Annotated in this window: 21 protein-coding genes; 2 read left to right on the top strand and 19 right to left on the bottom strand. The window is 42.6% G+C overall.

Going from position 1 to position 26,773, the window contains the following annotated elements:
- Positions 1–5 precede the first annotated feature (5 nt).
- The 11 genes from ACTNES_RS03320 to ACTNES_RS03370 all read right to left on the bottom strand — a co-directional run bounded on the left by ACTNES_RS03320 (position 6) and on the right by ACTNES_RS03370 (position 15,973).
- Positions 6–2,450, bottom strand: coding sequence for a glycosyltransferase family 2 protein (locus ACTNES_RS03320; RefSeq protein WP_300333000.1), 2,445 nt, complete (start codon positions 2,448–2,450; stop codon positions 6–8).
- A 1-nt stretch (position 2,451) separates the two neighbouring features.
- Complete coding sequence (locus ACTNES_RS03325; protein ID WP_291807792.1) at positions 2,452–4,953, bottom strand: glycosyltransferase family 2 protein; 2,502 nt, start codon at positions 4,951–4,953, stop codon at positions 2,452–2,454.
- An 11-nt stretch (positions 4,954–4,964) separates the two neighbouring features.
- A complete protein-coding gene (locus tag ACTNES_RS03330; RefSeq protein WP_291814795.1) occupies positions 4,965–7,157 on the bottom strand; it encodes a class I SAM-dependent methyltransferase in 2,193 nt (730 codons plus the stop codon).
- Positions 7,158–7,323: 166 nt separating this feature from the next.
- Positions 7,324–8,556 carry an ABC transporter ATP-binding protein gene (locus ACTNES_RS03335; RefSeq protein WP_216459213.1) on the bottom strand — a complete coding sequence of 411 codons (1,233 nt, stop codon included), beginning with the start codon at positions 8,554–8,556 and terminating at the stop codon, positions 7,324–7,326.
- Positions 8,557–8,703: 147 nt separating this feature from the next.
- The gene (locus ACTNES_RS03340; protein WP_441038509.1) at positions 8,704–9,519 is read right to left on the bottom strand and encodes an ABC transporter permease; all 816 of its coding nucleotides are present in this window, start codon (positions 9,517–9,519) and stop codon (positions 8,704–8,706) included.
- Between the two features lie 12 nt (positions 9,520–9,531).
- Positions 9,532–10,086: a dTDP-4-dehydrorhamnose 3,5-epimerase gene (rfbC, locus tag ACTNES_RS03345; RefSeq protein ID WP_118510525.1), complete on the bottom strand. Its 555-nt coding sequence runs from the start codon at positions 10,084–10,086 to the stop codon at positions 9,532–9,534.
- Positions 10,087–10,179: 93 nt separating this feature from the next.
- Positions 10,180–11,520, bottom strand: coding sequence for a D-alanyl-D-alanine carboxypeptidase family protein (locus tag ACTNES_RS03350; RefSeq protein WP_291807790.1), 1,341 nt, complete (start codon positions 11,518–11,520; stop codon positions 10,180–10,182).
- A gap of 134 nt (positions 11,521–11,654) precedes the next feature.
- Positions 11,655–12,785, bottom strand: coding sequence for a dTDP-4-amino-4,6-dideoxygalactose transaminase (rffA, locus tag ACTNES_RS03355; protein ID WP_291807789.1), 1,131 nt, complete (start codon positions 12,783–12,785; stop codon positions 11,655–11,657).
- A complete protein-coding gene (locus ACTNES_RS03360; RefSeq protein WP_291807788.1) occupies positions 12,778–14,076 on the bottom strand; it encodes an ATP-grasp domain-containing protein in 1,299 nt (432 codons plus the stop codon). The genes rffA and ACTNES_RS03360 overlap by 8 nt, the downstream gene beginning before the upstream one ends.
- Positions 14,073–15,038, bottom strand: a complete 966-nt coding sequence (locus ACTNES_RS03365; protein WP_291814798.1) for a hypothetical protein — start codon at positions 15,036–15,038, stop codon at positions 14,073–14,075. Before ACTNES_RS03365 ends, ACTNES_RS03360 begins: the two co-directional genes overlap by 4 nt.
- Positions 15,038–15,973, bottom strand: a complete 936-nt coding sequence (locus ACTNES_RS03370) for a glycosyltransferase family 2 protein (RefSeq protein ID WP_291814802.1) — start codon at positions 15,971–15,973, stop codon at positions 15,038–15,040. Before ACTNES_RS03370 ends, ACTNES_RS03365 begins: the two co-directional genes overlap by 1 nt.
- Positions 15,974–16,123: 150 nt before the next feature.
- Between ACTNES_RS03370 and ACTNES_RS03375 the strand changes: the two genes are divergently transcribed.
- Complete coding sequence (locus ACTNES_RS03375) at positions 16,124–16,474, top strand: EamA-like transporter family protein (RefSeq protein ID WP_216459140.1); 351 nt, start codon at positions 16,124–16,126, stop codon at positions 16,472–16,474.
- A 1-nt stretch (position 16,475) separates the two neighbouring features.
- Entirely contained in the window at positions 16,476–16,805 is a 330-nt protein-coding gene (locus ACTNES_RS03380; protein ID WP_330636079.1) for an EamA family transporter, read from the top strand.
- Between the two features lie 197 nt (positions 16,806–17,002).
- Here ACTNES_RS03380 and ACTNES_RS03385 read toward each other — a convergent pair whose 3' ends face one another.
- The 8 genes from ACTNES_RS03385 to ACTNES_RS03420 form a co-directional block, all read right to left on the bottom strand.
- Positions 17,003–18,451, bottom strand: a complete 1,449-nt coding sequence (locus tag ACTNES_RS03385) for a GH25 family lysozyme (protein ID WP_291814805.1) — start codon at positions 18,449–18,451, stop codon at positions 17,003–17,005.
- Positions 18,452–18,718: 267 nt separating this feature from the next.
- The gene (locus ACTNES_RS03390) at positions 18,719–21,331 is read right to left on the bottom strand and encodes a L,D-transpeptidase family protein (RefSeq protein ID WP_291807784.1); all 2,613 of its coding nucleotides are present in this window, start codon (positions 21,329–21,331) and stop codon (positions 18,719–18,721) included.
- 316 nt (positions 21,332–21,647) lie between these two features.
- The gene (locus ACTNES_RS03395) at positions 21,648–21,911 is read right to left on the bottom strand and encodes an HPr family phosphocarrier protein (RefSeq protein ID WP_216459137.1); all 264 of its coding nucleotides are present in this window, start codon (positions 21,909–21,911) and stop codon (positions 21,648–21,650) included.
- A 154-nt stretch (positions 21,912–22,065) separates the two neighbouring features.
- Positions 22,066–23,379 (bottom strand): CdaR family protein, encoded by a 1,314-nt coding sequence (locus tag ACTNES_RS03400; RefSeq protein WP_291807783.1) that lies wholly within the window; start codon positions 23,377–23,379, stop codon positions 22,066–22,068.
- Positions 23,354–24,244, bottom strand: coding sequence for a diadenylate cyclase CdaA (gene cdaA / locus ACTNES_RS03405; protein ID WP_291807782.1), 891 nt, complete (start codon positions 24,242–24,244; stop codon positions 23,354–23,356). The genes ACTNES_RS03400 and cdaA overlap by 26 nt, the downstream gene beginning before the upstream one ends.
- 89 nt (positions 24,245–24,333) lie before the next feature.
- Entirely contained in the window at positions 24,334–25,428 is a 1,095-nt protein-coding gene (locus ACTNES_RS03410) for a hypothetical protein (RefSeq protein ID WP_291807781.1), read from the bottom strand.
- A complete protein-coding gene (locus tag ACTNES_RS03415) occupies positions 25,425–25,859 on the bottom strand; it encodes a hypothetical protein (protein WP_291807780.1) in 435 nt (144 codons plus the stop codon). The genes ACTNES_RS03410 and ACTNES_RS03415 overlap by 4 nt, the downstream gene beginning before the upstream one ends.
- 149 nt (positions 25,860–26,008) lie before the next feature.
- Entirely contained in the window at positions 26,009–26,719 is a 711-nt protein-coding gene (locus ACTNES_RS03420) for a ComF family protein (RefSeq protein WP_291814812.1), read from the bottom strand.
- Positions 26,720–26,773 lie beyond the last annotated feature (54 nt).

Consider the following 26,773-nt stretch of genomic DNA (forward strand, 5'->3'; position numbering starts at 1 on the left):
ACTTTTCAGATTCTCTTCAGTGAGAAATCCTGGCTTTTTAATGTGAGGTTCGGATTATAGTACGGATCTCCATCTCTTAAAATATCTGGCCATTTTTTCTCAAAAGCAGCAATCTCTTTATTAAATCGTGCTACCTTCTCCGGCGTGTCCTCAAGACCTCTGGACTTGGACTCATAGTGATATAATTCCGCATAAGGATTATACACGATCAGATATCCTGCCTGACGAAGTTTCATACAGAAGTCAATATCATTAAATGCAACTGCCAGTTCTTCGGAAAGTCCTCCTACTGCATCAAAGGCGGATCTCTTTACCATCATGCAGGCTGCTGTAACTGCACTGTAATCCTGTGCACAGATAATTCTGTGGCAGTATCCTGTTGTGCCTCTCTTCTGCATAACGAAACAATGTCCTGCAATTCCTCCGAATCCAATCACAACGCCGGCATGCTGAATGGTGTCATCCTCGTAATAGAGTCTGGCTCCTACTGCACCAACATCACTGCGCATACAGTAGCCAAGCAGTTCCTCCAGACAGTCCGGATTAATGATCTCTGTGTCATTATTCAGAAGAAGCAGATACTCACCCTTTGCAAAAGATGCGCCGTAATTATTGATCGCGGAATAATTAAAGATTCCGTCCCAGTATACCATGTGTACTTTCGGATTCTCAGCTTCCAGCTTCTTGTAATATTCAAAGGTCGCAGGGTCTGTACTGTTGTTCTCCACAATGATATACTCATAGTTTTTGTAAGTAGAATTCTGTTCAATAGAATCCATACATCTCTTCAGATCATCAATGTGGTCTTTGTTTGGAATAATAATGGAGATCAGCGGATCATAATCTCTGATAAATTTCGTTCTGTATAATCCAAGATATTCTCCCTTAAGCACCTCTGCCTTAATTCCGGTTCTGTTGTAATGTTCCTGTACTGCACGTTTTCCGGCCTCAAACGCATATAGCTTGCTCTCCGGATTCTCTGCTGTAGAGTCTTCGTGACAGCGCCAGTGATACAGAATCTTCGGAATATGGTAAATCTCCTCATCTTTAACTGTTTCCACGCAGCGGAATACAAAATCATAATCCTGGGCACCGTCAAACTCGCTTCTCAGTCCGCCGGTCTTCTCAATTACTTTTCGTGAAACTACAAACAGATGGCAGATATAGTTTACTGTACAGAGCAGATCCGGATTGTAGTCCGGTTTAAAGTGCGGCTGGAAGAATTTATGTCCGTCCATGGACATCTTATCTTCATCTGTATAAATCACCAGTGTCTGCGGTCTGTCATTTAATGCTTTCACACACTCAAACAGCGCATTCGGAGTCAGCTCATCATCATGGTCTGCAAATGCAATAAAGTCACCAGCAGCAATCTCGATCGCACTGTTGGTATTCTCTGAGATCTGCAGTGCCTCATCATGGGAAACATATTTGATCCTCTTGTCTTTTGCTGACAGCTCTTTTAATAAATCGGTCAGTGGTGACTCGGCTCCGCTTCCGTCAGAGAAGCACAGTTCCCAGTTGGAATAAGTCTGCTCCTGAAGAGATTCTACCAGTCTGCGCAGATATTTTTCCGGTGTCTTATACAGCGGTACTACAAAAGAAATCTTTGGATTGTATCCAAATGTAGTCTTACGCTGTTTCTCCAGTTCGGCTTTTCCAGGCAGATGATGTCTGATCCATTTCTGGTAGGTCGGCGGACCCTGGCGGACATTTTTTACCTTAGTGACTACTTTCTCTGCAAGTGCCGTCATACCCTGGGATTTCCAGTAGCGGATACCTTTTTCTACATATTTATCGACTTTCTTTGCCAGAATGTCTGCTTTTCGAAGTGGAACTACGTGTACCGTCTTCTTCTCTCCTGCGTAGAAAACTACATACAGGCATTTTCCGGAAACATTCGTGATCTCGGAGAAGAATCCTGTCTTTCCCGGATCCTGAGTTTCTTCAAATAACTGATTTACATCTACTCTGTCTGTTCTCTGGATCTCAGCAGTAATCGGCTTTTTGTCTGCATCAAAGATACGGATTGTCACCGGTTTCGGTGCAATGGCCCATCCCCTGATACGAACAGTTCCCTGCTCTGCTTTCTCCTCTTCGAAATAAACCTGCGGCTTATCTCTCTTTTTATCCAACTCACGGGCTGTGATGGAAAACCAGGTCTGCTTTTTGTCCGGGAACTTTTCATAGATCACCAGTTTATGATAGCTGCTCAGATTCTCTGGAATCTGGATGGTTGCTGTAATCTGCATTCCTTCCATTTTCTCCGGATCCTGAAAACGCTCCAGAGCACTTACGTTCTCATTCTCTTTTACAGATGTTTCCAGCTTTTTATTGTCCAGATACGCCTCTAATTTCGCCGTTTTCGGCCAGTGGCCCTGAACAATATACTGAGTTCTGTCTGATAAATGAAATCTCTCTCTTACTACTTCAAATATTTCCTTAGGCATGTTAATCTCCGTTTCTCTCCAGTTTTCTCAGAGAGCAGTCTGTGTTATTTAATGTCAGGTTCGGACTGTAATAAGGATCTCCCTTCAACAGCTCCCGTTCCCATTTTCTGCGGAAACAGTTGACTTCTCTGGAGAAACGCAGCTGCTTCTCCGGAGTGTCTTCCATTCCTCTGGATTTGGATTCATAGTGATACAACTCTGCATATGGGGTAAAAATAATCTTTTCGCCTTTGCTTCTTACTTTCATACAGAGGTCAATGTCATTAAATGCAACTTTGAGTTCCTCGTCAAATCCCTCAACAGATTTGAAAACAGAAGTCTTTACCATCATGCACGCTGCTGTGACTGCGCTCATCTCCTGTACGCAGCGCAGACGTCCCATATATCCTTCTGCATCACGCGGAAGTTTACATAAAACATGTGCCGCAACCCCGCCAAGTCCAACTACTACCCCGGCATGCTGAATGGTATCATCCGGATAGTAGAGTTTCGCTCCAACCATTCCGACACCTTTTTGCTGACAAAGCTGAAGCATCTCTTCTAACCAGGAATCGGTGATGATCTCTACGTCATTATTGAGAAACAGCAGATATTCTCCCTGGGCTTCTCTCACTGCAAAATTGTTGATGGCAGAATAGTTGAATTCTTTTTTCCAGGTAAGGATCCTGACATTTGGATATCGATTCTTCAGTGTTTCATAGTATACGAAGGTTTCCTTCTCCACACTGTTATTCTCTACAACAATGATCTCATAATTCTTCCAGGTGCTCTTCTCTTCTATGGAAGTAACACAGAGATCCAGGTCATTGATGTGATCTTTACTCGGAATAATGATAGAGACCAGCGGCTCTCCCTGAATAGCCAGATGGCTCCTGTACCATCCCGGTTTCTCTGTCTGTTCTACAGCGGCAGGGATCTGTACTCTGTGATAGTGCTCTTCCAGTGCTTTTCTTCCGGCTTCCCCGGCTTTCTGTTTCTCTTCCTGTGACAGCTGCTGTCCGGCATCCATGTTATGGCAGAGAACTCTTGGAATGTGCACAATCTGCGCAGCCTGTTCGCTGCATCTTAAAAGCATATCGAAATTCTCGGCTCCGTCGTACTGCGGATTGAACCATCCAGACTGCTCCATAATTTCTTTCCGGACTGCCCAGAACCGTCCAATATAATTGTTCTCTCGTAATCTGTACAGATTGAAATCCGGTTTGAATTTCGGTTCATAATGTTGTTTTCCATCCACACTGATCTGATCTTCATCTGTATAGATCATGTCTGCTTTCTTCTCAGTGACTGCCTTAACCATACAGAAAAGAGCATCCGGCGCAGGTACTGTCTCCTGATCCGCAAACAGTACATAATCTCCCATTGCCAGTTTCAGTGCTGCATTCAGATTCTCAGAGATTCCCTTATTCTCTGTAACTTTCTTATAAGAAAGTCGAATCTCTTTTTTATATTTCTTTCGTAAAAACTCTCCGGTTTCTTCTCCTTCATTGGCGTCCACCAGACAGAGCTGCCAGTTATCGTAGGTCTGATCTGTATATGCATCGATCACATTCTTCAGGCGTCTCACATCTGTATCTGCCAGTACAATAACGATACTGATCAGAGGTGAATAAGAAAAGACCGCATTCTTCTGTCTCTTCAGTTCCTTTCGGAATGCTTCGTGATCTTTGAGCCAGTCCTCATAATCCTGCTCACCATCCTTAAGCTGAGAATTGCGTACATAACGGAAAAATCTTCCAATCCCGTTTTCTTTTATATACGCATGATTCTTCTGTCTGTTCTCCAGAGACAGAAGTTTCATCTGCTGATAGAGACCTGTATTCTCTCTCTTTAATTTCTTTACATTTACAGTATATGTTTTCTGCACGTCCTGTCCGCGGAAGCAGATGCAGATGTTCTGATCGTGTATGTTCTCCAGATCTGCAGTGATGCTGAATCCAAGATTTCTTTTCTCAGACTCAGAGATTCCTTTTGCTTTTTCTACATCAGGACGTCTGTGTCTGGTGATGGTACACTCCAGAACTTTTCCATCTGTGTCCTGTACAAATACATCATCAGAATCCATCTGGTTTACTACCCATCCCTTGATGGTCAGGATGTTTCCCTGAGTGATCTGTTCTTCGTCAATATAATATTCGATCAGGCTCTCTATGCAGAAATCCTTCACCTGCTGTGCACTGGCTTCCCAGATGATTTCTTTTTCATCTCCTGCCTGCAGTGCAAGCTGGAAGTTCTCATGCTCCTGCGCAAGCTGCAGGATTTCCGGTATCTTTACTGTAAAGCCTGCGTTTTTTATTTCTTTTACTGTTTCTTTCAGATTTTCAGCTACATCCGCTCTTTCATAGCGCGAAGGTTCAGGAAAAGAGAGCTCCTTTCCTGAACCATAAAGAGAAAAATCATATGTTGTCTGGTCTTTTGTTACTGCCCATCCGGTAATGGTCAGAGTATGATTTTCTTTGTCGCTGTATATTTTCTTGTCCACACTCCAAAGTATATTTCCCATAATTTATCCCTTTAAACCCTTTTAATAGCACGGTAAACTTTCCATGCCTTGCTGCTTTCTACCTGATCAACCAGTGCTTTCTTCTGTGCAAGTTCCTGACTCATCTGGTCCATTGCCCGTTTCTGTTCTGTATATATGTTCCAGAATTTCTTCTCTGTTGTTTTGTCATCCAGAATCTCCATTTCCATTTCCATGGACTTCGTATTCTCAGGAACACTGTCTATAATGATCTGCGGATCATCCCCTCCAAAATAGAATTCTCCGTCCGCTACCTCGCATCCATCTGTATGGAATTTCACAGTGCTTCCGTCATCCCAGTTCATCTTTATGATTCTGAGACCTTTTGCCATTTCACCCGGATCAAGTCTGAGCATTGTGGTATGTTCTGGAAGTTTGAACTCCGCCTGAATTTTTCTGTTTCTGAACAGGTATCTCACGGAATCCGCTTCATTGAAGCTCTTTCCGTTATCCCAGAAAATCTGAAGATTCTCCATGGACTCCTGCTTCTTCTCTGCATAATAGTCTGCCATTTCCACACGTCCCGGGGAAATCTCGGCATACATGTTTCGCATTGCGGTATGTTCACCAAGGATATATTGCTGGAAATTGTGTTCCATCTGCACGTATACTTCTATGTCTTTCTCTGTGATGCCGGCTTTCTCGTAGAAGTTTCTGCTCTTTAATACTCCACGTTTGTCGTTCAGTTCCAGATAGTAGAAGATCATACGATAAACCAGAAACTGGGATGGCACAGGGAATGTAAATGTCCATTCATAATCAATCACTGATACTCTGTCCTCAGAGAGAATGATATTTGCAGGAACGAAGTCTATATTGGATACCTCTGTACTCTTCAGATCAGAACGCAGATTTACATCTCCGAATACACGAATGAATTCTGGTGTTTTCTCAAATGCTTTCTTCTCGTGAATATTCTTTACCTTCTGAATATAAGTGAAGAATAATTCCTCCAGCTCATCCGTTCTGCCATCTTCCAGAAGGTGATCCAGCTTGTCCTCCAGAGTAATTCCTGTGAGATATTCCAGTTCTGCACTATTTTCTTTAAGTGTGCAACGGTTTACTTCAATTCCCTCTTCTCTGTACATACTGGTCAGATTTTCATAAATTGTTTTCAGCTTCTGTACATGCTCTGTGGCTTTCTTCTGGGTTGGTACTTTCTTTACTGTCAGTCTGCCTTCAGCAGTCTGGCTGATCTCTGTATAAATGGAAAGCTTCTGATTTCTCTCATTAGAGAATTTCACGTAAACCGGCTCCATCTGCGGCTGTTCTTTTCCGATCACAAGAAGGAACGAATTAGAAAACTGCGGATACAGGTCATTGCTCAGAAGTGTGTTGTATACCTGAGATTCCTGAAACAGCCCAAGACGCAGTCTGTCGAAGTTGTAATCCTTCATATTCAGCTCTCCGCTGGCAGGGAGATATCTGTCTGAATGGATAGTCATCGGAAATTTGTAATCCGGATATGGATAATACCAGTCAGCTTTTAAGTCTCCGGCATCTTTAAGGATCGTGTTAAATTCTTTTCTGGAGAAAGTCTTCACGCCTTTGGTATTCGGATATCCTTGGATTCCTTCGAACAGAGTTCCGAAATGATCCTCTGTGCATCCTGCCCAGTATTTCAGTCCCAGCTTGTTCTCGATTGCCAGAATGATCTTTCCGTCTGGCTTCAGATGTCTGGAAATGATCTTCAGGAAATCCACATATGGGTTCTCGCTCTGAATGTAAGATTCACCATATTCAAATACACCGATCAGAGTAATGTAATCGTATTTCTCAGTCAGATTCTTCTCGATTTCCTGGAAGTTTCCTACAAGGATCTTTAGGTTATCCTGAGCCTGATGTCTGTATGCGTTGATCTTACTTCTCTTCATGGAAAGCTCGATGCAGGTAACTTCCTTTGCCTTCTCACACAGAGCACCTGTGACAGCTCCGCATCCGGAACCGATCTCCAGAACCCTCTCCTCTCCCGTGAAAGGAAGCCAGCTTAAGATGTTCTCTCTGATATGAGAAAAATGATACAGGATTGGCCAGCTTTTGCGCTCGCTGATGACTCTGTTAAATTCTTCTGGTGCAAAATCTCTGGAAATCGCAAGCATCTCATCCTCTATCGCACCATCGCTGTATAAGTCCTGTCCGAGATAGCAGGTCGTATCCAGGACTACTTTTCCGATTTTTTCTTCCATATATATTCCTCACGCTCATTTATTTTTGTTACTGTTCACTTTGCCCAGCAACATGCTTTGCGGTACAGGAAAGCCGAGCCTCCTTATGCAAAGCCCAGTGAATATCGTTTGTTTTGCAAACTTAATCTGTGCCCGAAGCCCAAAGTCTCCACCGTATATCCACAAATTACTCGCCGCACCTGACTTCTACTTTTGAATCCATGTCATAGAACCCTACGGTATTCTTACTGGAAATAACTGTCACATTACATGCATCATAAAGTCTGTGGAATACTGTAAAATCTCCGTTCTTATATCCGGTACATCCAAATGACAGGAGGTATTCACCGCCCTGGAGATTCATATTCTGTGTGAAAGTCACAGTACATACATCGCCCTTTCCGGAGCGTTCTACCTTTGCATTCTCATACATGGTGTTTGTACCTGTGATCTCCGTTCCCTGGATATTCTTGAATGTGTACGCCATGATCGGCTCCTGAATATCTTCGTTAAAACGGACTTTCATGCGGATCTTAAATTCGCTTCCCTTTTCAATGGTATTGGAACACATTCCTTTGTCATCGATCACACGGAAATCTATGATCTCGGCAATGCGGCTTCCGTATTCCAGCATGTTCGGATTCACCTGAAAATCTCCCAGATCCTCTCCATTTCCTGCTGAAACCTGCTCATCAATCGCAGCTTCACTCTGTTTCACAGGACTCTGTCCTACCAGAAGCTGTTTGTACAAGTCAACCATCTGCTTCGGGGAACCTTCGTCCATCTTCACGCCTTTATTCAGAAGGACAACCCTGTCACAGTATTTGGAAACACTGCTCAGGTCATGGCTTACGAACAGGATCGTTTTGCCCTGTTTCTTAAATTCCTCGAATTTATGGTAGCATTTTGCCTGGAAAAATACGTCACCTACAGATAATGCCTCGTCTACTACAAGGATCTCAGGATCAATATTGATCGCGACAGCAAAAGCCAGACGCACGAACATACCGCTGGAATATGTCTTTACAGGCTGGTGGATAAAGTCTCCAATGTCTGCAAATTCCAGAATATCATTCAGTCTGGCATCAATCTCTTCTTTTGAAAAACCAATCATGGTTCCATTCAGATACACATTCTCAAGTCCTGAATATTCCATATTAAATCCGGCTCCCAGTTCCAGAAGTGCGGAAATTCTTCCGTCTACTTTTACTTCTCCTGAAGTAGGAGTCAGAACGCCGGTAATGATCTTTAAGATCGTGGATTTACCGGAACCATTGGTTCCGATAATACCCACACACTCGCCTTCATAAATATCAAAGTTGACATCATGAAGCGCATAATGTTCTTTGTAAAGTTTCTTTCTGGTAAGCCCAAGCGCTTCTTTGAGTCTGTCGGAGGGCTTATCATATAATTTATACATCTTGGTGAGGTCTTTCACCTGAATTACTTTCTTGTTCTCCACGTTATTTCCTTTCTGCCATATCTGTATCTCTATAACTGCTGTCCACTCCATCTTCTGCACTTACTGCATAAAAACATAATCTGTGAACACCTTACTCTCTTTCTTCTACAGGACATCTGCGAAATGAATGCGCAGACATTTGAATACCCAGCTGCCGAATAAGAAGCACAGGAATGTAAATGCCCAGAAATAAATGGTCCATCCTGCGTGTTCCCAGAACCAATTCTTCATCAGGAAGGTATCTCTGTATCCGGAAACGATATAGTACATCGGATTCAGTTTCAGGATCTTCATGATCACCGGATGTCCCACCAGAGGGGTATTCTCAACGATCCACATGATCGGTGTCAGCCATACGCCTACCTGAAGTACGATGTTGATGATCTGTGTCAGATCTCTGAAAAAGATAACAATTGCACTGGTTGCATAAGACAAGCCCAGAACCAGCATAAATACGCATCCGCTGTAATAAATGATCTGGAGATAATAAAGGTCAGGAAATTTCCCATAAGCTGCATACAGAATGATCGTAAATAATACGAAGAACGCATGCACAAACATAGCAGAAATAATCTTAACTACCGGAAGGACACTGATATTAAAGACTACTTTTTTTACCAGATAATTATATTCCAGCAGAGAGTTCGTTCCTCCGATCAGCGCGTCCTGGAAAAAGAACCAGGGTACGATACCTGCTACCAGGTAAAGAACAAACGGAACTCCCAGATCTCCGGTTCCTGAACGAAAGCCTACAGAGAATACAAACCAGTATACCAGGATCGTGATCACGGGCTGGATAAATGCCCATACGATTCCCAGATAAGAGCCTGCGTATCTTGTTTTGAAGTCATTCTTTGCCAGCTTTGCCACAAGCCGTCTGTTTTTATAAATATCTTTTGGTAAAGAAAAAATTGTACTCAATCTCTCGTTCTCCTATTTGCGGTAATCCTTGAAGCTTCCCCATTTGGTATCTTTGTCAGAAAAGCTTAATTCCATTCCTTCCGGAATTGGCCATTCTACTCCGATATCCGGGTCATTCCAGATCAGGCCGCCCTCATCATTTGGATGATAGAAATCAGAGCATTTGTAAACAAATTCCGCATGTTCGGAAAGTACCAGGAATCCGTGTGCAAATCCCTTAGGGATAAAGAACTGTTTCTTGTTCTCTGCGGAAAGTACAACGCCAAACCATTTGCCATATGTTTCAGAACCTTCACGAAGGTCTACTGCTACGTCAAATACTTCACCGTTTACAACACGGACAAGTTTGTCCTGCGGATAGTTGATCTGGAAGTGAAGTCCGCGAAGTACTCCTTTGTGGGAGCTGGACTGGTTGTCCTGTACGAATTCTACGTCGATCCCTGCTTCTTTGAAGTCATTGTAGTTGTATGTTTCCATGAAATATCCTCTGGCATCTCCGAAAACTGTTGGTTCTACTACTTTTAATCCTTTGATTCCACCGCATTCTGTTACTTTAATTTTTCCCATTTTGATTTCCTCTCTTATGCTATGTCATTATTTGCTACTGTTCACTACTAAACAGTAATCATTCTTTTATATTCTATCAGTCAAATATCGTTACTACTCACTATATCTCCGCTCTTTTCTTGCAAGTGCGATACAGAGAATGATAATAAGCAGAACCATAGCTGCTCCTATACCAAGCAGGATTTTTCTCAGTTGAAGCCTCCCAGCAGAAGTCTGTGAGTCTTCGGCAGTGGTCTTTGTCTGATCTGAGGTCTGTGTACTGTCAGACTGAACTGTCTCACTTCCATCAGACGTATCTGCCCCGCCTCCGTTCTCTGAAGCAGTATCCGCTGCTGGTTCCGGTGTTGGTGTTGCTTCCGGAACTGTGACGCTTCCCAGCAGATAATCATTGTAATAATAGCTATCCACTGTCTCTCCGTTCTCCTGTAATTCCTGAACAGTCAGATTATCCACAGTCACACCGTTTGGCGCAAGGATTTCTCCACCATTTACCTGTAGTTTTGTGAAATTCTGAAAGCCATAATTGAACAGCGCTGTGGAATCTGTGCTGGCAACGGCAAGATCTGCCGCCTTCATAGTCACTGTAATATAAGTGGTTCCATTCTGCTCAACTGCTGTCACAAGAGTATTGCCTGCCTCACTGGTGTATCCGGTCTTGCCACCGATACATCCATTATAGTAATAACCACTTTCCGGTGCAAACATTGGATGGTGCGTATGCAGAACCCTTGCTTCACTGTTCATATTTGTTGGTTTGATCGTATAATCTGTGGTGCCGATGATCCTGCGGAATTTCTTATTCTTCAGACCTTCTCGCATGATCAGCGCCATGTCATGGGCTGTGGAATAATGGTTCGGGTCCGGCAGTCCGCTGGCATTTGCAAAGTGTGTATTCGTGCATCCGATCTCTGCTGCACGCTGGTTCATCATATCTATGAAGTTCTGCTCTGTGCCGCCTACATGTTCCGCGATCTGAGCTGCAACCTCATTGGCAGACTGGATAATAAGTGCATAAAGGCATGCCCTCATGCTCATTACTTCGCCCACCTGCATTCCGATATTTCCGGAATCCCAGCTGATGTCACGGGTTCCTGTTTCCGTGAATACCACATCCTCCTTCAGAGAGCAATTCTCCACTGCAAGAAGTAATGTCATAATCTTTGTGATGCTTGCAGGATAGCGGATGTCATCTCCACCCTTGCTATACAGAACGGTTCCACTGTCCGCATCTATCAACACGCCTGTTTCTGATGTGATTTCAGGTCCTGCAGGCCATCCCGGAATTTCATTGGTGGAAATAGATGCCGGGGCTGTTTCTGCTGTTGATGCAGTGTCCTGTGTAGTCACCTCTGCCGCTGCACACATCTGTACAGATGTCATTGCAATCACACTGGAAAGCAATGCAATCTTAAATAAATGGTTTCTTTTTTTCATAATACTGTGTCCTCTTATCTGTCTGTCCCCTGATGCCGAATATCTGTTACTGCGCCAAACGAACAAAATCACCAATTTCGCTATTCGGGTCAAACGGATATTCATACTTGAAGCCGGCGACTTACTTGATTCGGTTAAAATCCATCAAAGGAAGCGATCGTATCCGTAATATACTTCACATCTTCCATGTCAAGATTATAAAACAGCGGCAGTCTTAACAGACGTTCACTCTCCCTCGTCGTGTAGACATCTTCTCCCGAAAATCTGCCGAATTTCTGTCCTGCCGGAGCAGAGTGAAGCGGTACATAATGGAATACACTGCAGATTCCTTTTTCACGAAGATAACTGATCAGACGGGTCCTCACCTGAATGTCATGAACCTTAATATAATACATATGTGCATTATGGCTGCATTCCGCCGGTACATACGGCTGTTCAATTTTACCTTCATCTGCAAGATGTGCCAGACTCTTATGATAGTAATTATAGATTTCCATTCGCTTGTTGAAAATCTTCTCACGTTCTTCCAGCTGTGCATACAGATATGCAGCATTCAGCTCACTCGGAAGATAAGAAGAACCATAATCCATCCAGCGATACTTGTCTACCTGTCCGCGGAAGAACTTGCTTCGGTCTGTTCCTTTTTCTCTCAGGATCTCTGCTTTATCCTGATATTCATCGTTGTTGAAAAGGATCGCGCCGCCTTCTCCCATAGTATAATTCTTAGTCTCATGAAAGCTGTAACATCCGAAATCTCCGATCGTGCCGAGTGCTTTGCCTTTATAATAGGCATCCACTCCCTGCGCAGCATCCTCAACAACTTTGAGATTATATTTCTTCGCGATTGCCATAATGGTATCCATCTCACAGGCAACACCTGCATAATGAACTGGCACGATTGCTCTTGTCTTCTCTGTAACTGCCGCTTCGATCAGCTTCTCATCAATATTCATTGTATCCGGTCTGATATCAACAAATACAATCTTTGCTCCTTTTAATACAAATGCGTCCGCTGTTGACACAAATGTATAGGATGGCATGATCACCTCATCTCCCGGCTTAATGTCTGAAAGATGGGCTGCCATCTCCAATGCGTGGGTGCAGGATGTAGTAAGCATGACATGCCTTACATTGAAATGATCCATCATCCACTTGGAGCATCTCTTCGTATATTCTCCGTCTCCGCAGAGCATTCCCCGCTCCACAGCATCACGGATATAGTCAAATTCCTTACCTGTAAAAGCAGGTCTGTTAAAATCAATCATCTATTTTCTTTCCCTTTTCATAGTCAGGTATTCTATTTTTGTAAGCAACTTCTTTCCCTTCCGGATCCCTAATGCTCATTTCACTGAAAAACTTCTCCGTTTCTCTGTCCAGTTCTCCGCGGGTCTCTGTTTCTATATAATACAGTGCCAGATATGGATTTGGTCCATATTCTACCACTTTTTCTCCTTCTTTGTAAAAAATCCAAGGCTTTACTACACATTTCTCTTCTGCAAGACGGCGGGCCGCTGTCTGATCTGCAATCTGCAGCTGTCTTCCCTGAAAATACAGCACTGCCCCGTATTTCTGAGGTGCATGGAGGTTATGCTTTGCAAACATTTCCCGGATTCTCTCTTTCTCATAGAGATAATCCAGCAGAAGTTCTTCGATCTGGAATCCATAGACCATGTCCGTCAGCTCATGTTCGTATCCAAAGAAACGACCTGCAATCTCACATACCTGGATTCCTTTTCCCGGTTTCCAGAAGAACTGCATGGACAAAGCACCTTCCGTCTGTCCGGTATAACCAATGTATCTCTGCAGAACATCTGTGGCACCCTTCTCCACCTCAGTGAGAAAACGGGACGGATAGACATTTCGTGTACTGATCGGAAGCATTCCTTCTTCCACTTCTGTTTTCTCACGGTCTGCAATGCTTACGACATTGACTCTGCCGTCCATGACCCAGGTCATCATATTAAATTCATAACCGTCATTGTACTCCTCGATCAGAATTTCCTGACAATTTGTATACTCTGCTGTCTGTAATGCTTTTCTTCTGATTTCACTCTGGTCATGGATGATAAAGATTCCTCTTGATCCATATTTATCCAGCGGTTTGCTGATCAGCGGATACTCCAGACCAGCAATGCTTTCCTGCAGCTGCGCTTCTGTACCCTGTCTCAGCAGGTCTACAGAAATTTTACGAAAGCCCGGTGTGGGAAGTCCCAATTTCTCAAGAACTTCTCTGCATGCTGATTTGTCTCTGTACCAGGGAAGCTGTTCCGGTTTCAGATAACAGGGCAGACCTGCTTTATCTGCAATCTTCGTCATACATTCCAGAAGCAGATCTGAGAATGATGTGATGATCCCGTCTACACTCTCTTCTCTGCACATCTGTGCAATGGCATCGATATCTGTTACAGGAATCGTGTAGTCCTTATCTGCATACTCTCTTGCAATACCATCCGGATAACCGTCACACACAATCGTCTCATAGCCTCTTGCTTTCGCTTTTCTGACCAGTTCTGTAAATTCTCCAAGTGTACCCAGGATCAGCACTTTATGTTTCATTCTAATTCCTCACATTCTCTGACAACAGCTGCCATATATTTCATATCCTCCGCTCCGTAACGCTGGTCGCAGGGCAGAGGCAGAATGTCAGCTGCCCAGATATATTCCAGACTGTCTCTTTCACAGCTCTCAAGGATATTCTTCCAGTAAGTCGGCACAAAAATCTTCTTTGCCGCAAGGCGTCTGCGAAGTTCCATACCATTGGCATGAAAATACGGATAGGCAAAAGGTCCCTCCGGAATGATCTGATTGAAAATGTTCTCTGATGGAAGCAGTTCACTCAGTATCCGGTAATTCTCTTCTCTCTTCGCTTTTGCTGTCTCATAGTCCACAGCTTTCAGCAGATTCTGCGTAAGCCTGGACATCTGCCGGAGCTCCATACCTTCATATTTTGCTGCATTTGCAAGCATATCTTTATAATAAGTTCCTGCATCCTGCTCATAACGTCCAAGGATATGTTTCATACGATCCTCGGAATAATCCGGTGTATTGTTCTCTGTCAGTTTGGTATCTGTTGACAGATAAGCACCATCACTGACACCCCAGAATTTCCTGCAGGAATAAAGAGTGTCAATACCTTTCAGTGGTCTCTGAAAAAATGCATGAGTATGGTCCACAATGATATTTCCGTAAAGCTTCTTATATTCCAGAATCCTGTCGTCTGAAAGCTGGCCATAGTAACTGACTAAATACAGGTATACTCCCTCCGGGAGCTGTCCTTTCGGATACTGAACCTCCAGTTTCTCATCCAGATGATAAAATTCTGTCTCTATCTGATTCTCACTGCAGGTATGTACTACTGATTCACACAGAAAATAAGGCAGAATGATCTTCTTACATCTGCGGCTCTCCAGAAGCCACAGCAGAGCTGTCCTTCCAAGATTTACTCTATATAGATCTGTATAGTATTCCTCACCCGGCATCTCTTCCAACTGGAAATATCCGCCAATTTCTTTCGTCATTATTCGTCTGCGTCCTCCTGACGTATTACGTAATGAGGCATTTTCTTCGCTTCATTCAGAATGTTCATTAAATAGATTCCCATAATTCCGATGGATAACAGGATAAGTCCAAAAAATGCCAGCATAACCAGCATCAGTGAAGTCCATCCCTGTACAGAGATTCCAAGTGTAAAGTATCTCACCAGATAATAAATTGCCATTATCACACTTACCAGAAAACTTGCAATTCCGATATTTCTCACAAGGAGAAGTGGAAATGCAGTATGTGTAGTGATATCGTACATCAGATCTTTGACTAATCGTTTCAGGGAATAGCCGCTCTTGCCGTAAGCCCTTTCTGCATGCTGAACCGGAACATTGATGATACGGTTCGAACTACGGATCAGAAGATTTCCGATCTGTGGCAGATAAGTGTTTGTCTTTACCATTGCATCTACAAGAAATCTGCGGATCAGTCTGTAGCTGGTGATCTGCAGATCCGGGTCCTTTCCAAGCATCTTGGAAGTTGCCCATACAGAGAACTTTGTTCCCAGTTTACGGATCGGACCATGCTTTCTGCCTTCATAACTTGCGATAATAACATCTACATCCGGTCTCTCCTGCATGGTTCTTACCATTTTCGGAAGTTCCTCAGGCTGATGCTGAAGGTCATCGTCCATAGTCACCACGAATTCTCCCTTTACGTGAGCAAATCCACACAAAAGTGCTGGATGCTGTCCGAAATTTCGTGCCATCTGTATAATACGAACCCTATGGTCTTTTTCTCGAAGTTCTTTCATTATTTCAAAGGATCTGTCTTTTGACCCATCGTCTACAAGGATCAGTTCAAAATCTTCTTTCAGAGTCTCTCGGAATACTTTCTCTAATCGGGTATATAGTTCTCCCAGTGTATGTTCAGAATTATATACAGGAACAACCACTGAATATAAGCTCATATGCTTTCCCTTTCCTTTTTTCATCTTTTTGCGATCATTTTTATCATATCATTTTCAACATGCCATTTCAAGTTTCATCCTGTACAAACCTTGACTTCCCTGTCTTTTTATGTAAAATAAACTATATATGTCTATATTTGGGGAGGTATTATGTCAAAAATAAAAGACTACATACAACTGCATCTGAATATTCTGCTGTTTTCACTGACAAGTGTCTTTTCCAAAGCTGCTTCTGTTCAATACAATAAGCATGGTCTGAGCAGTCCGCTGCTTTACCTGTTTCTGTTTCTGATGGTTGCTAACTGTGGAGTTTATGCGATTGCCTGGCAGCAGGTTATCAAGAAGTTTTCGTTGTCTACTGCCTATGCCAATAAGAGCGTGTATCTTCTGTGGTCACAGATCTGGGCAGTTGTTATTTTCCATGAGAATCTGTCAATCCAGAATATCATTGGTATTCTGGTAGTTTTAATCGGAGTATGGACGGTGCAGAGATATGAATAGAATGTTTATTTTAATTATGCTGGGTGGAACTTTTTTCTCTGCGGTTTCCCAGATACTTTTGAAGCAGAGTGCAAACATTAAATACGAAAACAGAATCCGGGAATATTTAAATTTCCGCGTAATCCTGTCTTATGCGATCTTTATGCTGATTCTTCTGCTGAATACCTGGTGTTATACAAAGGTAGATATGCGTTACGGTCCGGTGATCGATACTGCGGCTTATGTGTTTGTGCTTCTCCTTTCTCATTTTATTCTGAAAGAAGAGATCACTAAGGGTAAGATTATTGGAAATCTGATCATTATTGCAGGAATTATTATCTATACGCTTTGAGCCACATTTAACCGAATCAGGAAGTCCTCTGCTTCAATTGCGAAAAGCAATAAGCAGTTATTCGGTTATGAGCAAGTAACAATGCAGCTATTTTGTTATTCAACCAAAAAGGTTCTGACCGATATCCTCAGCCAAACCAGATATCAGTCAAAACCTTTCTTTTTATCTTTCTTTATAGTTTTCACTTCTGTTATACTTTATTTCTTGTACTGTCTGACGCAGACTCCATTTCCATCAAATACAGACACAAGTCCGCTGCTGCTTGTCAGAGAAATGTTCTCTGCTCTGGTGCCGGAAAGTGCGGAACTTCCTTTATAGAAGTAATACTTATTGCCATTTAATGTACGCCACCCTTTATATGCCTTTCCGTTCTTCTGGAAATAATAGGTATGCTCCCCGCTACTCTCTGTAACACGGTACATTCCATTCTCATAGCGGACACCGTCACTGCCGAAATAGTAAATATCTCCATTGGATCTGGTCACGCGGCGGCTCTTGAACATATATCCGTATTTGGTGTGGAACCAGTAGTATTTCCCGTCTACTTTCTTCATTCCCATCAACGCATAACCATCGGAACTAATATAATAAGTCTTTCCGTTTGCAGTTACCCATCGGCTTGATACACGGCTGCCATTCTCATCCACATAATAATACTTTCCGTCTACTTTGTGGAGGCCTTCTTTCTCCTTATCTGCTGTTCCTGTGTCAGGTGTTGTGGAAGCAACGTAGGAATCAACAGATTTCCATCTTGGTGTGATCTTCTTCGTATAATCTACGAAACCAAAATTCATATCAACGTCATCTCCGGCAGGGATTCCGCCTACCAGACCGCTTGTGCTATTAAGTCCATACTCACTGTTTCCATCTGTTGACTGCCAGATCGTATAATTATATTTGCTCCTGTCAGGTGCCGGAATCCTGTCTCCATAACTGGCAAGCCACACATCCATCCCGGATAACATAGACCAGTCCACATAATTGTTATACCAGTTTACATTACAGTACACCATCGGATAATATCCTGCCCTGCGCACTTCATTGCAGAAAGTCAGCGCCAGCTTTGATACCTCTTGTCTGGAAAGATTGCTTGCTTTAGAATATTCCAGGTCAAATACAACTGGGTAGGATACCTTATATCCCTGCATCTGCTCAATGGCAACCTGTGCCTCTTTCAGAGCTGTCTCTGTATTCAGCGCCAGACTGTATACATATGTTCCGACAGGAACTCCTGCCAGTTCTGCCTTTGTCATATTGGCATCGTAGGTTTTATCCAGTCGGTTAGCACCATAAGAAATACGTACAAATGCAAAATCAATTCCAGATTTCTTCACCTGCGCCCAATCGATATTACCCTGCCATTCCGATACATCAATTCCTCTTGTAATGGCTCCCGGAATTACCTCTCCGCTTCCATTGTAGCAGACACCATTAATCTTCTTCCAGGCATTCGGACTTACTTTACTTCTTGCTTTCTCTGTATCGGAAGCTCCTGCTGCCGGTACACGTTCTTCCTCTGCAACCGTGTCACGTCTGTCATAATGAGGATTCGCCATAACAGAACTTACCGACGGTATCACTGCCATCGCAGCTGCCAGAAGCCCGATTGCTATTTTTCTCCCGATTTTTATTGATTTTTTTCTCATTTCTTTCTCCTGTTCATACTATATCCGCCCAGTCTGCACATCGGTCGGAATTAATTATTACAATATTATTAAGATATTATACACAATTAATTACATATGTGCAAGATAATCACGGTTAAATTTACTACTGTATGATTATACAAGTTGCTGTTCACTCCATTCTCAGTAACTCATACAAAAAGAGACACGCAGAGTAATCAAAGCTCTTTGTGTCTCTTTATTATTTTCTATAAACTTTCTCTACACTTCAGATACAGCTCGTACTTTTTATAAGTTCGGGTCTGTCGGGTCGTAGTTTGCAGCTCCTTTTAATGGAGTCAGAGGTTTCTTTCCAAGCGGTCCTTTTAAAGCATCATCTGCTTTATATTTACCGTCGTAAATATTGATGGTTGCTCCATTGCAGTGATCATATACCCATTTCGCATCAGCAACACAAGTTCTGATACATCCATGAGATGCCGGGGAACCAAGCTTATTGTACTCAACAGTAGGAAGATTGTAGGAGTTTGCCTGTGCACACGCTACAGAATGAATGAAAATTCCACCCTGACCGGCTCCATCTACATGTGTTCCATACTGTCCCCAGGACGGTCCCATCAGCGGCTGCCATCTAAGACTTCTGCTCAATGAATAAGTTCCTGTCGGAGTTGGTGTACTCGGTAAACCTACAGATACACGGATTGTTTTTACCGGAATCGTTCTTGCAGAATCTGCATAAACAGTCATAACACCATTGGTTCTATCCACCTGTAATGTATATGGTCCTGTATATCTGCTTGTCAGATCTGTAATACGATAACCGTTGCTGTCAAAGTAGTAGAGAATACCGTTAACTCTCATACTCTTATTCTTTGCAAAACCATTTCCGGTTGGATCAATATATCTTACAAGGTTCTTAGTGTTACTTACAACTACCCATCCTGTTGTATATTTACCGGTGGAATCCAGATATCCGTTTACTCCGTTCTTCTTCATAAACTGATTTGTCTGGATCACATAATCTTTTACATAATAGTAGTTACCACTGTATTTCTTCCATCCACTCTTATACAGACTTCCTGTAGAAGATGCAAGATACCATTTCTTCTTATAACGTACCATTGTGCTCTTATACAGTTTACCTTTATGTTCTGTAGAAGTAGATGACTCAAATAAATACATCTTGCCGTCAACTTCAGTTAAACCACTTGCAAGTTTTCCTGATGGTTTGAAATAATATCCTGTGGAAGTCCACTTGTTTGTGTAATGATTTCCCTTGGAATCAAAGTATAACCATCCAAGATATTTACCGCTGGTGTTTACCAGTTTCTGCCATCCGTGTTTCTCTACAACTCTGCCTGCTGTACTTCCGAAATAGTAATAGTGAGTACCTACTTTTGCCCATCTCTTGGTCCATGTAGCTCTTTTACCATTGGATGTAAAGTAATATCTGTAGTTTCCGTATTTCACCAACTGATTTCTGTAGATCACACCATTCTTATCTGTACAGTAGAACGCACCGTTTGCTGCCTTCTTCATGGTTGATTTCAGAATATATCCGTTGGCATCTATCAGGTATGCATCTGTTCCCTTTTTATCAATTGCTGTCGCGATCACACCACGTTTGTAGCATTTACCAATATCTGCCAGCACTTCACCTTTTTTGAAGTACAGCCAGCGTTCTTTGTTAGACTTGTCCAGACGAATCCATCCATCATGATACATCTTTCCAGGAATATCATCTGTTGTACTTGCCGGCTGGAAATAATACAGATTTGACTGACCATTCACTGTAAGAGTAATCTCACCTGTCTGCGGCTTGCCATCTGCGTCCAGGCAATAGTACTCTCCGTTAATCTCAAAATATCCGGTATATGTACCTGCAGCTTTCGCTTTCTCTTCCAGCTGTTTTACAGTTTCCAGTGTACCATTCTCATCATAATACTGGAACACAGTTCCTGTCCATTTCCAGGTGCTCATCTCCTGCTGTCCCACAGTAGAAGTATAAGGTGTGACGGACTCGCCTTCACATCCTTCATATACAACTGCTTCCTCTGCGGTTGTGAAGTAAGACTGTGTAAGATTCTCCTTAATAACTGCCGGTTCATCTTCTCCCTGTGCAGCCGGAACAACTTCCTGTTTTACTTCTGCCTGTCCGGTTACAAGAATTCCATTCTCATCAAACAGATAATATCCGGTATGTGCAGTTCCTTTATATTCTGTACTGATCTTTACAATTCCGTCAGCTTCTGTATAAAACTCAGTTTCTGTTTTTGCTGCCGGTTCTACAGTGGAATCATCTGCTGTATCTACGGTAGTATCTGCATCAGCTACATCTGCTGCATCAACCTGATCTGCTGTAGCATCAGCATTGTCTACGATCACATCCGCATCACCCTGAGATAATACATCTGCCACATTCTGCACTTCATCAGCGGATGTGTCCCCATCTGTCGGAGCCATATCTTCGCCATCTGTGTTTGCTGCATCCTGAGTCTGTGCAGATTTACGCAGTTTAAATCCTGCCTCTGTACTTACCCAGTCCTCTGCTTTCACTACAACTGCACCCTCTGCATCTGTGGTACCTGTTGTAACTGCCGGTGTCTGATCCTGCTGTGCTGTTGCTGCTGTATCAGTTCCTGCTGTGAAAACATCGTCTGTCTGATCCTGAGCCGGAACATCTGCTGTATCATCTCCTGATGAGAAAATATCCACTTCATCGGAATCCGTATCTGTTTCAGACGGCTCCTCTGCAACACTTACATCCTCTGTGTCTGTCTCTGTCACCTGTGTAACAACAGCAGACTCATCAGGTGAAGTAAATGCAGCAGCACCCGCTTCACTGACCGTTGCCATCGTCATGACCAAACTCAGTGTAACTGCAACTAATCTTCTTTTCACAATAATGTCCTCCTCTTTTATTTATGCAGTTTCTATATAACTGTTGACCAACTCAATATCCCACGAGCAAGTCACCACCTGTCGCTTATTGCTTTTCGCAATTGAAGCAGGGGGACTTACCTGATTTGATTAAACTGATCTTTGAACAACTGCATTTATATTGTTACTGTACACCTAGTGTGCCAACAAGTTGATTTCTTGAACAATATCGCATCTAAATTTTTTATTTCCGCGTTGTTGTCAGTCGCCGTAGCCACTAATGTACAGCAGCGTTCTTTTATTACAACGATTCTCACTGCTCTAAAGCTTCATGACGCTATTCGCCAAGCCCACTTTCAATAGCAGCTACCATGTTATCCAGTGCTTCCTGTTCATCAACCCCCTCACAGGTAAGCTCAATCTCATCTCCACATTTCACACATGCCCCGAGTACACTCAGGACGCTCTTAGCATTTGCCATACCGCCGTCATAAGCAAATGTGATCTGTGACTGATATTTCATTGCTTCATTGCACAAAATCCCCGCAGGTCTCAGGTGGAGACCTGTGGGATTCTTAACTGTCACTTTCTTATTAACCATTATATAGTTCCTCTTATCTTGTCGGCCACTGTACAGATGCCGTAACTGTTCACTCCATTCTCAGTAACTAGAGCGTTTTCGAAATAACTATACCTCTCACTTGTCTGCAAATCCGATTGCACAGATGAAAAAGCCTCAGCATAGCCAGACACTCTTAGCTCTTACTCTCATCAACAGCAGTTCCTGATGAAATCACCACTTCTGTAGTTACATCCTCTACTGTCTCATATCCGTCTGGTAAAACAATCTTGACCGGAACCTCATAGTTTCCTTCCTCTTTACCATTCAAATCTATAGAAGCTTTAATATCTTTCTGTGCATTCAGATCATCCATGTCATTCTCATCTGATTTAATGCGAACCGCAATCTGCGCAGTCTCAAATGTTACCTGCAGATCATCCGGCTTATTCTTGACTTCAATACTTTTAGTCGGAATATCAAATTCTCTGCTTCCAACAGGCAGGATACTTACTGTTACCCACACATCCTCGCTGGAATCACTGGTAAGCTTCACATTATCCGGAAGAAGGTTACTCAGATTGATCTTCTTCTCAACATCTTTAGATTCACCTGAAATATCAATACTGTCTGCCGGTATTGTAATCACATTATCATTCTGGGCAAGGCTCTCCAGTCCCTCTGTACTCCCTGCTACACTGATAGTATCCGGTACAGTTTTTACAGATCCTACCTGATATCCGTCCGCCGGTGTTCCCACATAGCCTGCGGAAATTCCCACTCCCTGACGGATCTTCCAGAGTCTTGCAGTCACTACCACTTTCGCATTATTCTCAATCCTCAATGAATTCATCTCAGAGTCAGAAAGAGGTTCCTGATTCTTGTCAATAATCGTGAGATTTACGTCCTGACTGAAATCCTGTGTATTTCCATCCAGATCAATGGCAGCATTTACCTTATCTATTTTATTTATCAGGGTCTTTGGACCTGTAATCCTTACTTTCTCAGGATTAGCTGTAAGACTTCCTACCTCATAGTCCTTGCCAGGTTTTGTATCCCCTCTACTGACATTAACTACAAACTCCTGTGTTTCCTTTTCGTCCAGATTCACACTGAGATTCTGTGGAGTAACTTTAATATCATTTGCTGATACACCAGGTATAGAACAGGTCACTGTGATCGGAACCATAACAGGATTCGTGTCCAGACTTACTGCCTGCTGCAGATCCGCTACTGCAGAAATATCCGTAACTTTGATCCGGTCTCTGATCTTCTTTGTTGTTGTGATCGCGACTCTGATAGAATCCTGGCTCTGTTCCGGCATACACATCTTGCCGATCGTATCCGAAGACTCCACATATTCTTTATTGATCAGTTCAACATTATTCAGTGTATAATAATTTGTACCTACGGGATTGTCAATATTCACAACAATCAACCATACTACAACAGCTACTGCGACAGACATGATCTTAAGAGGTATATTATCTGTTATTTTTCTCTTCTTCATGCTTCACTCTTCCTTTCAGTAAATGACGAAGTTTGCTGTTGTCTACGACTTGTTTATTCTGTGCCTTGACAAGAATCTCACGAAGTTTCGCGCTGTTCACGCTTCTGATCAGTCTTCCGCCCTGTGCCACAGACACCTGCCCTGTTTCCTCTGATACAATGATCGTAACAGAATCTGTCTGCTCACTGATCCCCACACCTGCTCTGTGACGTGTTCCAAGCTGTTTGCTCAGCTCCATATTATCTGATAACGGAAGATAACAGGTTGCCGCCACAATACGGTTTTCTCTCACAATAACAGCTCCGTCATGAAGTGGTGTATTATGCTCAAATATATTGATCAGAAGCTGACTTGTCAGAATTGCGTCCAGATTAATACCTGTACGAATATAGTCGGTCAGCAGCTCATTCTGTTCAATCACAATTAATGCTCCGGTCTTAACTTCTCCCATATCGAAACATGCCTTAACCAGTTCACTGATCGTCTTGTCTGTAAATCGTTCTTTCACTTCTTTACCTGCATCAAAAGGTATCAGTGAAGCCATGATCCGCTTCTGTCCGATCTGCTCCAGAGCTTTTCGCAGCTCCGGCTGGAAAATAACGATCACACCTACGATCAATGTACTTGCCAGATTTGAAAAGATCCACAGGATCGTATTCATCTTAAAAATATAGGCTACCAGAATAAAGAGGAGAACAACCAGTATACCTTTCAGCAGTGTATACGCATGAGTATACTTGATCCACACCATAAACTGGTATACAAAAAATGCGATCAGTGCAATCTGTATGATATCAATAATCCCAATTTTAGGAAGTGCCATTCTTGATAACATCTCGATCAGATTTCCTGAAATATTCTGCATACGGTTCTCCTTTCCCTTATTATTCCCTGCATAAGCAGTATCTTAAATTTTATCACTGTTCACTCTACAAACAGTAACCAGCATTTTCCCTAAAGATTCTTTAATGATTCTTCCAGTTTCTTCTCAAAGTCAATGCTGTCAATATCTCTCTTCCTCTCTACAGGAGCTGCATCTTCCGGAATCTGTACTGTTTCCTCATCTCCATGGAAGATTGGATTTGCATAAGAAACTACATTATCCTGCTGTTTTTCATCGTTTGCAGGTTCACCATTAATCTTCTTAATGCTTCTCTCAGAAGTTGCTACAGAGGCCTTCGGCACTGCTTTAACATAATAGTAATACTCGTCGTCCTCGTATTCCAGTCTCTCTGTACGGGTATAATCTCCACCAAACACAAAGAACTCAAGGACCAGTCCGATCACAACAGAGATCACTGTGTAAATAATCAGTGCGATTACATTAATATTCAGGCCAAAATAAAATCCGCCTGCCAGGATCACAAGAACATAAACAACTCCACCTGCAACAATGGCAATTCTCCATGCATAGTCAAAAGAACGTGTACGGATCAGATTTACCAGTAAAGTTACAGCAATAAATGCAATCACTGTGATCCACATTCCCCAGTTCTGCACAATTCCGTCTGCCAGCAATTTTAATTTATCTGCCATAGCAACATCCGCATTCTCCAGGATTTTATTCTGTACACGGATAAAACGGATAAAGTAGTAAATAATTACTCCACAGCCTGCCGGAAGCGCGGAAACCGCACTGCATAGAAGTCCGCTTCCTATAGGAAGAAGTGTCGGAACACTGAATCCAAAAGAAAGTGGGGTAAATACCAGCACGATATTATTGCCTGCGCTGAATCGCAGGAATAAAATTGTCATAAACAGGATCAGTACCAGCATAAATCCTGCAACTTCTATTCCCACTGCATAACTATGGGCGATCATCAATGCAAAACCTGCAAAAATCATAACGCTGGACGGTAAGATAGAGCAGATCAGTGCCAGGATCAGTACAATAAATATATTATTGAGCTGTGTCATATATCCCATATTCGAATTAATCCATACAAAATAAACCAGAGCAAGGATAAAACGTAAAACAGGCAGGATATAAACCTCATACTGACTATATAAATTCTTAATTTTCTGTTTCAATTCGAGTAATGCTGTCATCTCTTATATCCTCCTGAAACTCCTCTGGCTGAGGATTTTTTCTCTTCACGGCCGTATATTTTGCTTAACTGTGTAAGCTCTTCGTAATAATTCTTCACACTCTTCTTGGCCTTGCGGTATTTTACCGTATACTGAATATAGGTAAGTACTGAAAACACCACCAGTACGATCACATACCCCAAAATCGCTTCCACTCCCAGTGAAACAAGATTCATCTTATGAATATTGTCTATCAGGTATTCACCAAAATACGCTGCGATACCGGCTAAAACCAGACAATAACCAATCGTAACAATGAAAAAGTTTTTAATCATGGCAAGTCCAATGTAATCACTTCTATAGAACTTACTGACCGGAAGATATTTCTTTCCTTCACCTTGTTCATACATGGCAAGTTTGTTCATGATTTTTATCTTCTCTTCATTTAACATAAATTACTCCTTACTGCATGTTTTCCCTTTTACTAAGTCTGATACCAGCTGGCTTCGCACTGCCTTTTGTCCAGTACCATTATATAATCATACAGATTAATTGTAACATATATCATTATGTATGAAAAGTGTTTTTTCTGATATACAACCTATGTCCGACCTATACAGACAGTAAGAAAATACACATTTTCTGCCCCTTTTTTCTTCAGGCATCCTGCCATTGCATCTATGGTACTTCCGGTCGTATAAACATCGTCCACCACCAGAATATTTTTTCCTCTGACATTCTTTGTCGCAAAAAAAGCTTTCTCAAGATTCTTTCTTCTCTGTAGTGCGTTCAGTTTCTTCTGGGATCTGGTTTTCACTACTTTCTTTACCAGTTCCATATCTGCAGGGACCCCTGTATAACGGCTGAGACGTTCTGCCAGATAGGCCGCCTGATTAAATCCGCGCATCCGTTCCTTTGACCTGTGCACAGGAACCGGCACAATCAGGTCAGGAGCCCATTCCCGCAGCTCTTTCTGTGCATATCGGTACATTGCCCTTGCGAAAAAATCTCCGTATTCCCGACATCCATAGTACTTGTATCTGGTAACAGATCTTCTCATCCTGCTGTCATAAACAAAAATCCCTCTTCCCTGTTCAAATATATGCTGCCTTCTTTCACAGTCTCTGCAATATTCCCCTTTTTCAACGGGTTTTCCGCATTTATAGCACCTTGGATGTCCGATAGGCCGAAGAAGTCTCTCACATTCCGGACAGATCATCCGCCTTTGATCCTTCAGGATTTTCTGGCAGACAGGACAACGTCTGGGGTAAAAAACATCAAGAATTCTGCTTAGTAAACGACTTACTTTCATTTCCTGTTCCTCTCCGCTATTTTTTATATCTGCTCATTACGCATCCTTTATCTG

The organism is Blautia sp. HCP3S3_D9 (assembly GCF_052063845.1).
GTDB lineage: Bacteria > Bacillota > Clostridia > Lachnospirales > Lachnospiraceae > Blautia_A.

Bases quoted from the DNA above. Each gene is read 5' to 3' on its own strand.
- ACTNES_RS03420 (WP_291814812.1), bottom strand. From the start codon at position 26,719: ATGAAAGTAAGTCGTTTACTAAGCAGAATTCTTGATGTTTTTTACCCC.
- ACTNES_RS03350 (WP_291807790.1), bottom strand. From the start codon at position 11,520: ATGAAAAAAAGAAACCATTTATTTAAGATTGCATTGCTTTCCAGTGTG.
- ACTNES_RS03410 (WP_291807781.1), bottom strand. From the start codon at position 25,428: ATGACAGCATTACTCGAATTGAAACAGAAAATTAAGAATTTATATAGT.
- ACTNES_RS03335 (WP_216459213.1), bottom strand. From the start codon at position 8,556: ATGTATAAATTATATGATAAGCCCTCCGACAGACTCAAAGAAGCGCTT.
- ACTNES_RS03320 (WP_300333000.1), bottom strand. From the start codon at position 2,450: ATGCCTAAGGAAATATTTGAAGTAGTAAGAGAGAGATTTCATTTATCA.
- ACTNES_RS03360 (WP_291807788.1), bottom strand. From the start codon at position 14,076: ATGAAACATAAAGTGCTGATCCTGGGTACACTTGGAGAATTTACAGAA.
- rffA (WP_291807789.1), bottom strand. From the start codon at position 12,785: ATGATTGATTTTAACAGACCTGCTTTTACAGGTAAGGAATTTGACTAT.
- ACTNES_RS03415 (WP_291807780.1), bottom strand. From the start codon at position 25,859: ATGTTAAATGAAGAGAAGATAAAAATCATGAACAAACTTGCCATGTAT.
- ACTNES_RS03325 (WP_291807792.1), bottom strand. From the start codon at position 4,953: ATGGGAAATATACTTTGGAGTGTGGACAAGAAAATATACAGCGACAAA.
- ACTNES_RS03385 (WP_291814805.1), bottom strand. From the start codon at position 18,451: ATGAGAAAAAAATCAATAAAAATCGGGAGAAAAATAGCAATCGGGCTT.
- ACTNES_RS03395 (WP_216459137.1), bottom strand. From the start codon at position 21,911: ATGGTTAATAAGAAAGTGACAGTTAAGAATCCCACAGGTCTCCACCTG.
- ACTNES_RS03400 (WP_291807783.1), bottom strand. From the start codon at position 23,379: ATGAAGAAGAGAAAAATAACAGATAATATACCTCTTAAGATCATGTCT.
- ACTNES_RS03330 (WP_291814795.1), bottom strand. From the start codon at position 7,157: ATGGAAGAAAAAATCGGAAAAGTAGTCCTGGATACGACCTGCTATCTC.
- rfbC (WP_118510525.1), bottom strand. From the start codon at position 10,086: ATGGGAAAAATTAAAGTAACAGAATGCGGTGGAATCAAAGGATTAAAA.
- cdaA (WP_291807782.1), bottom strand. From the start codon at position 24,244: ATGCAGAATATTTCAGGAAATCTGATCGAGATGTTATCAAGAATGGCA.
- ACTNES_RS03380 (WP_330636079.1), top strand. From the start codon at position 16,476: ATGTTTATTTTAATTATGCTGGGTGGAACTTTTTTCTCTGCGGTTTCC.
- ACTNES_RS03375 (WP_216459140.1), top strand. From the start codon at position 16,124: ATGTCAAAAATAAAAGACTACATACAACTGCATCTGAATATTCTGCTG.
- ACTNES_RS03370 (WP_291814802.1), bottom strand. From the start codon at position 15,973: ATGAGCTTATATTCAGTGGTTGTTCCTGTATATAATTCTGAACATACA.
- ACTNES_RS03365 (WP_291814798.1), bottom strand. From the start codon at position 15,038: ATGACGAAAGAAATTGGCGGATATTTCCAGTTGGAAGAGATGCCGGGT.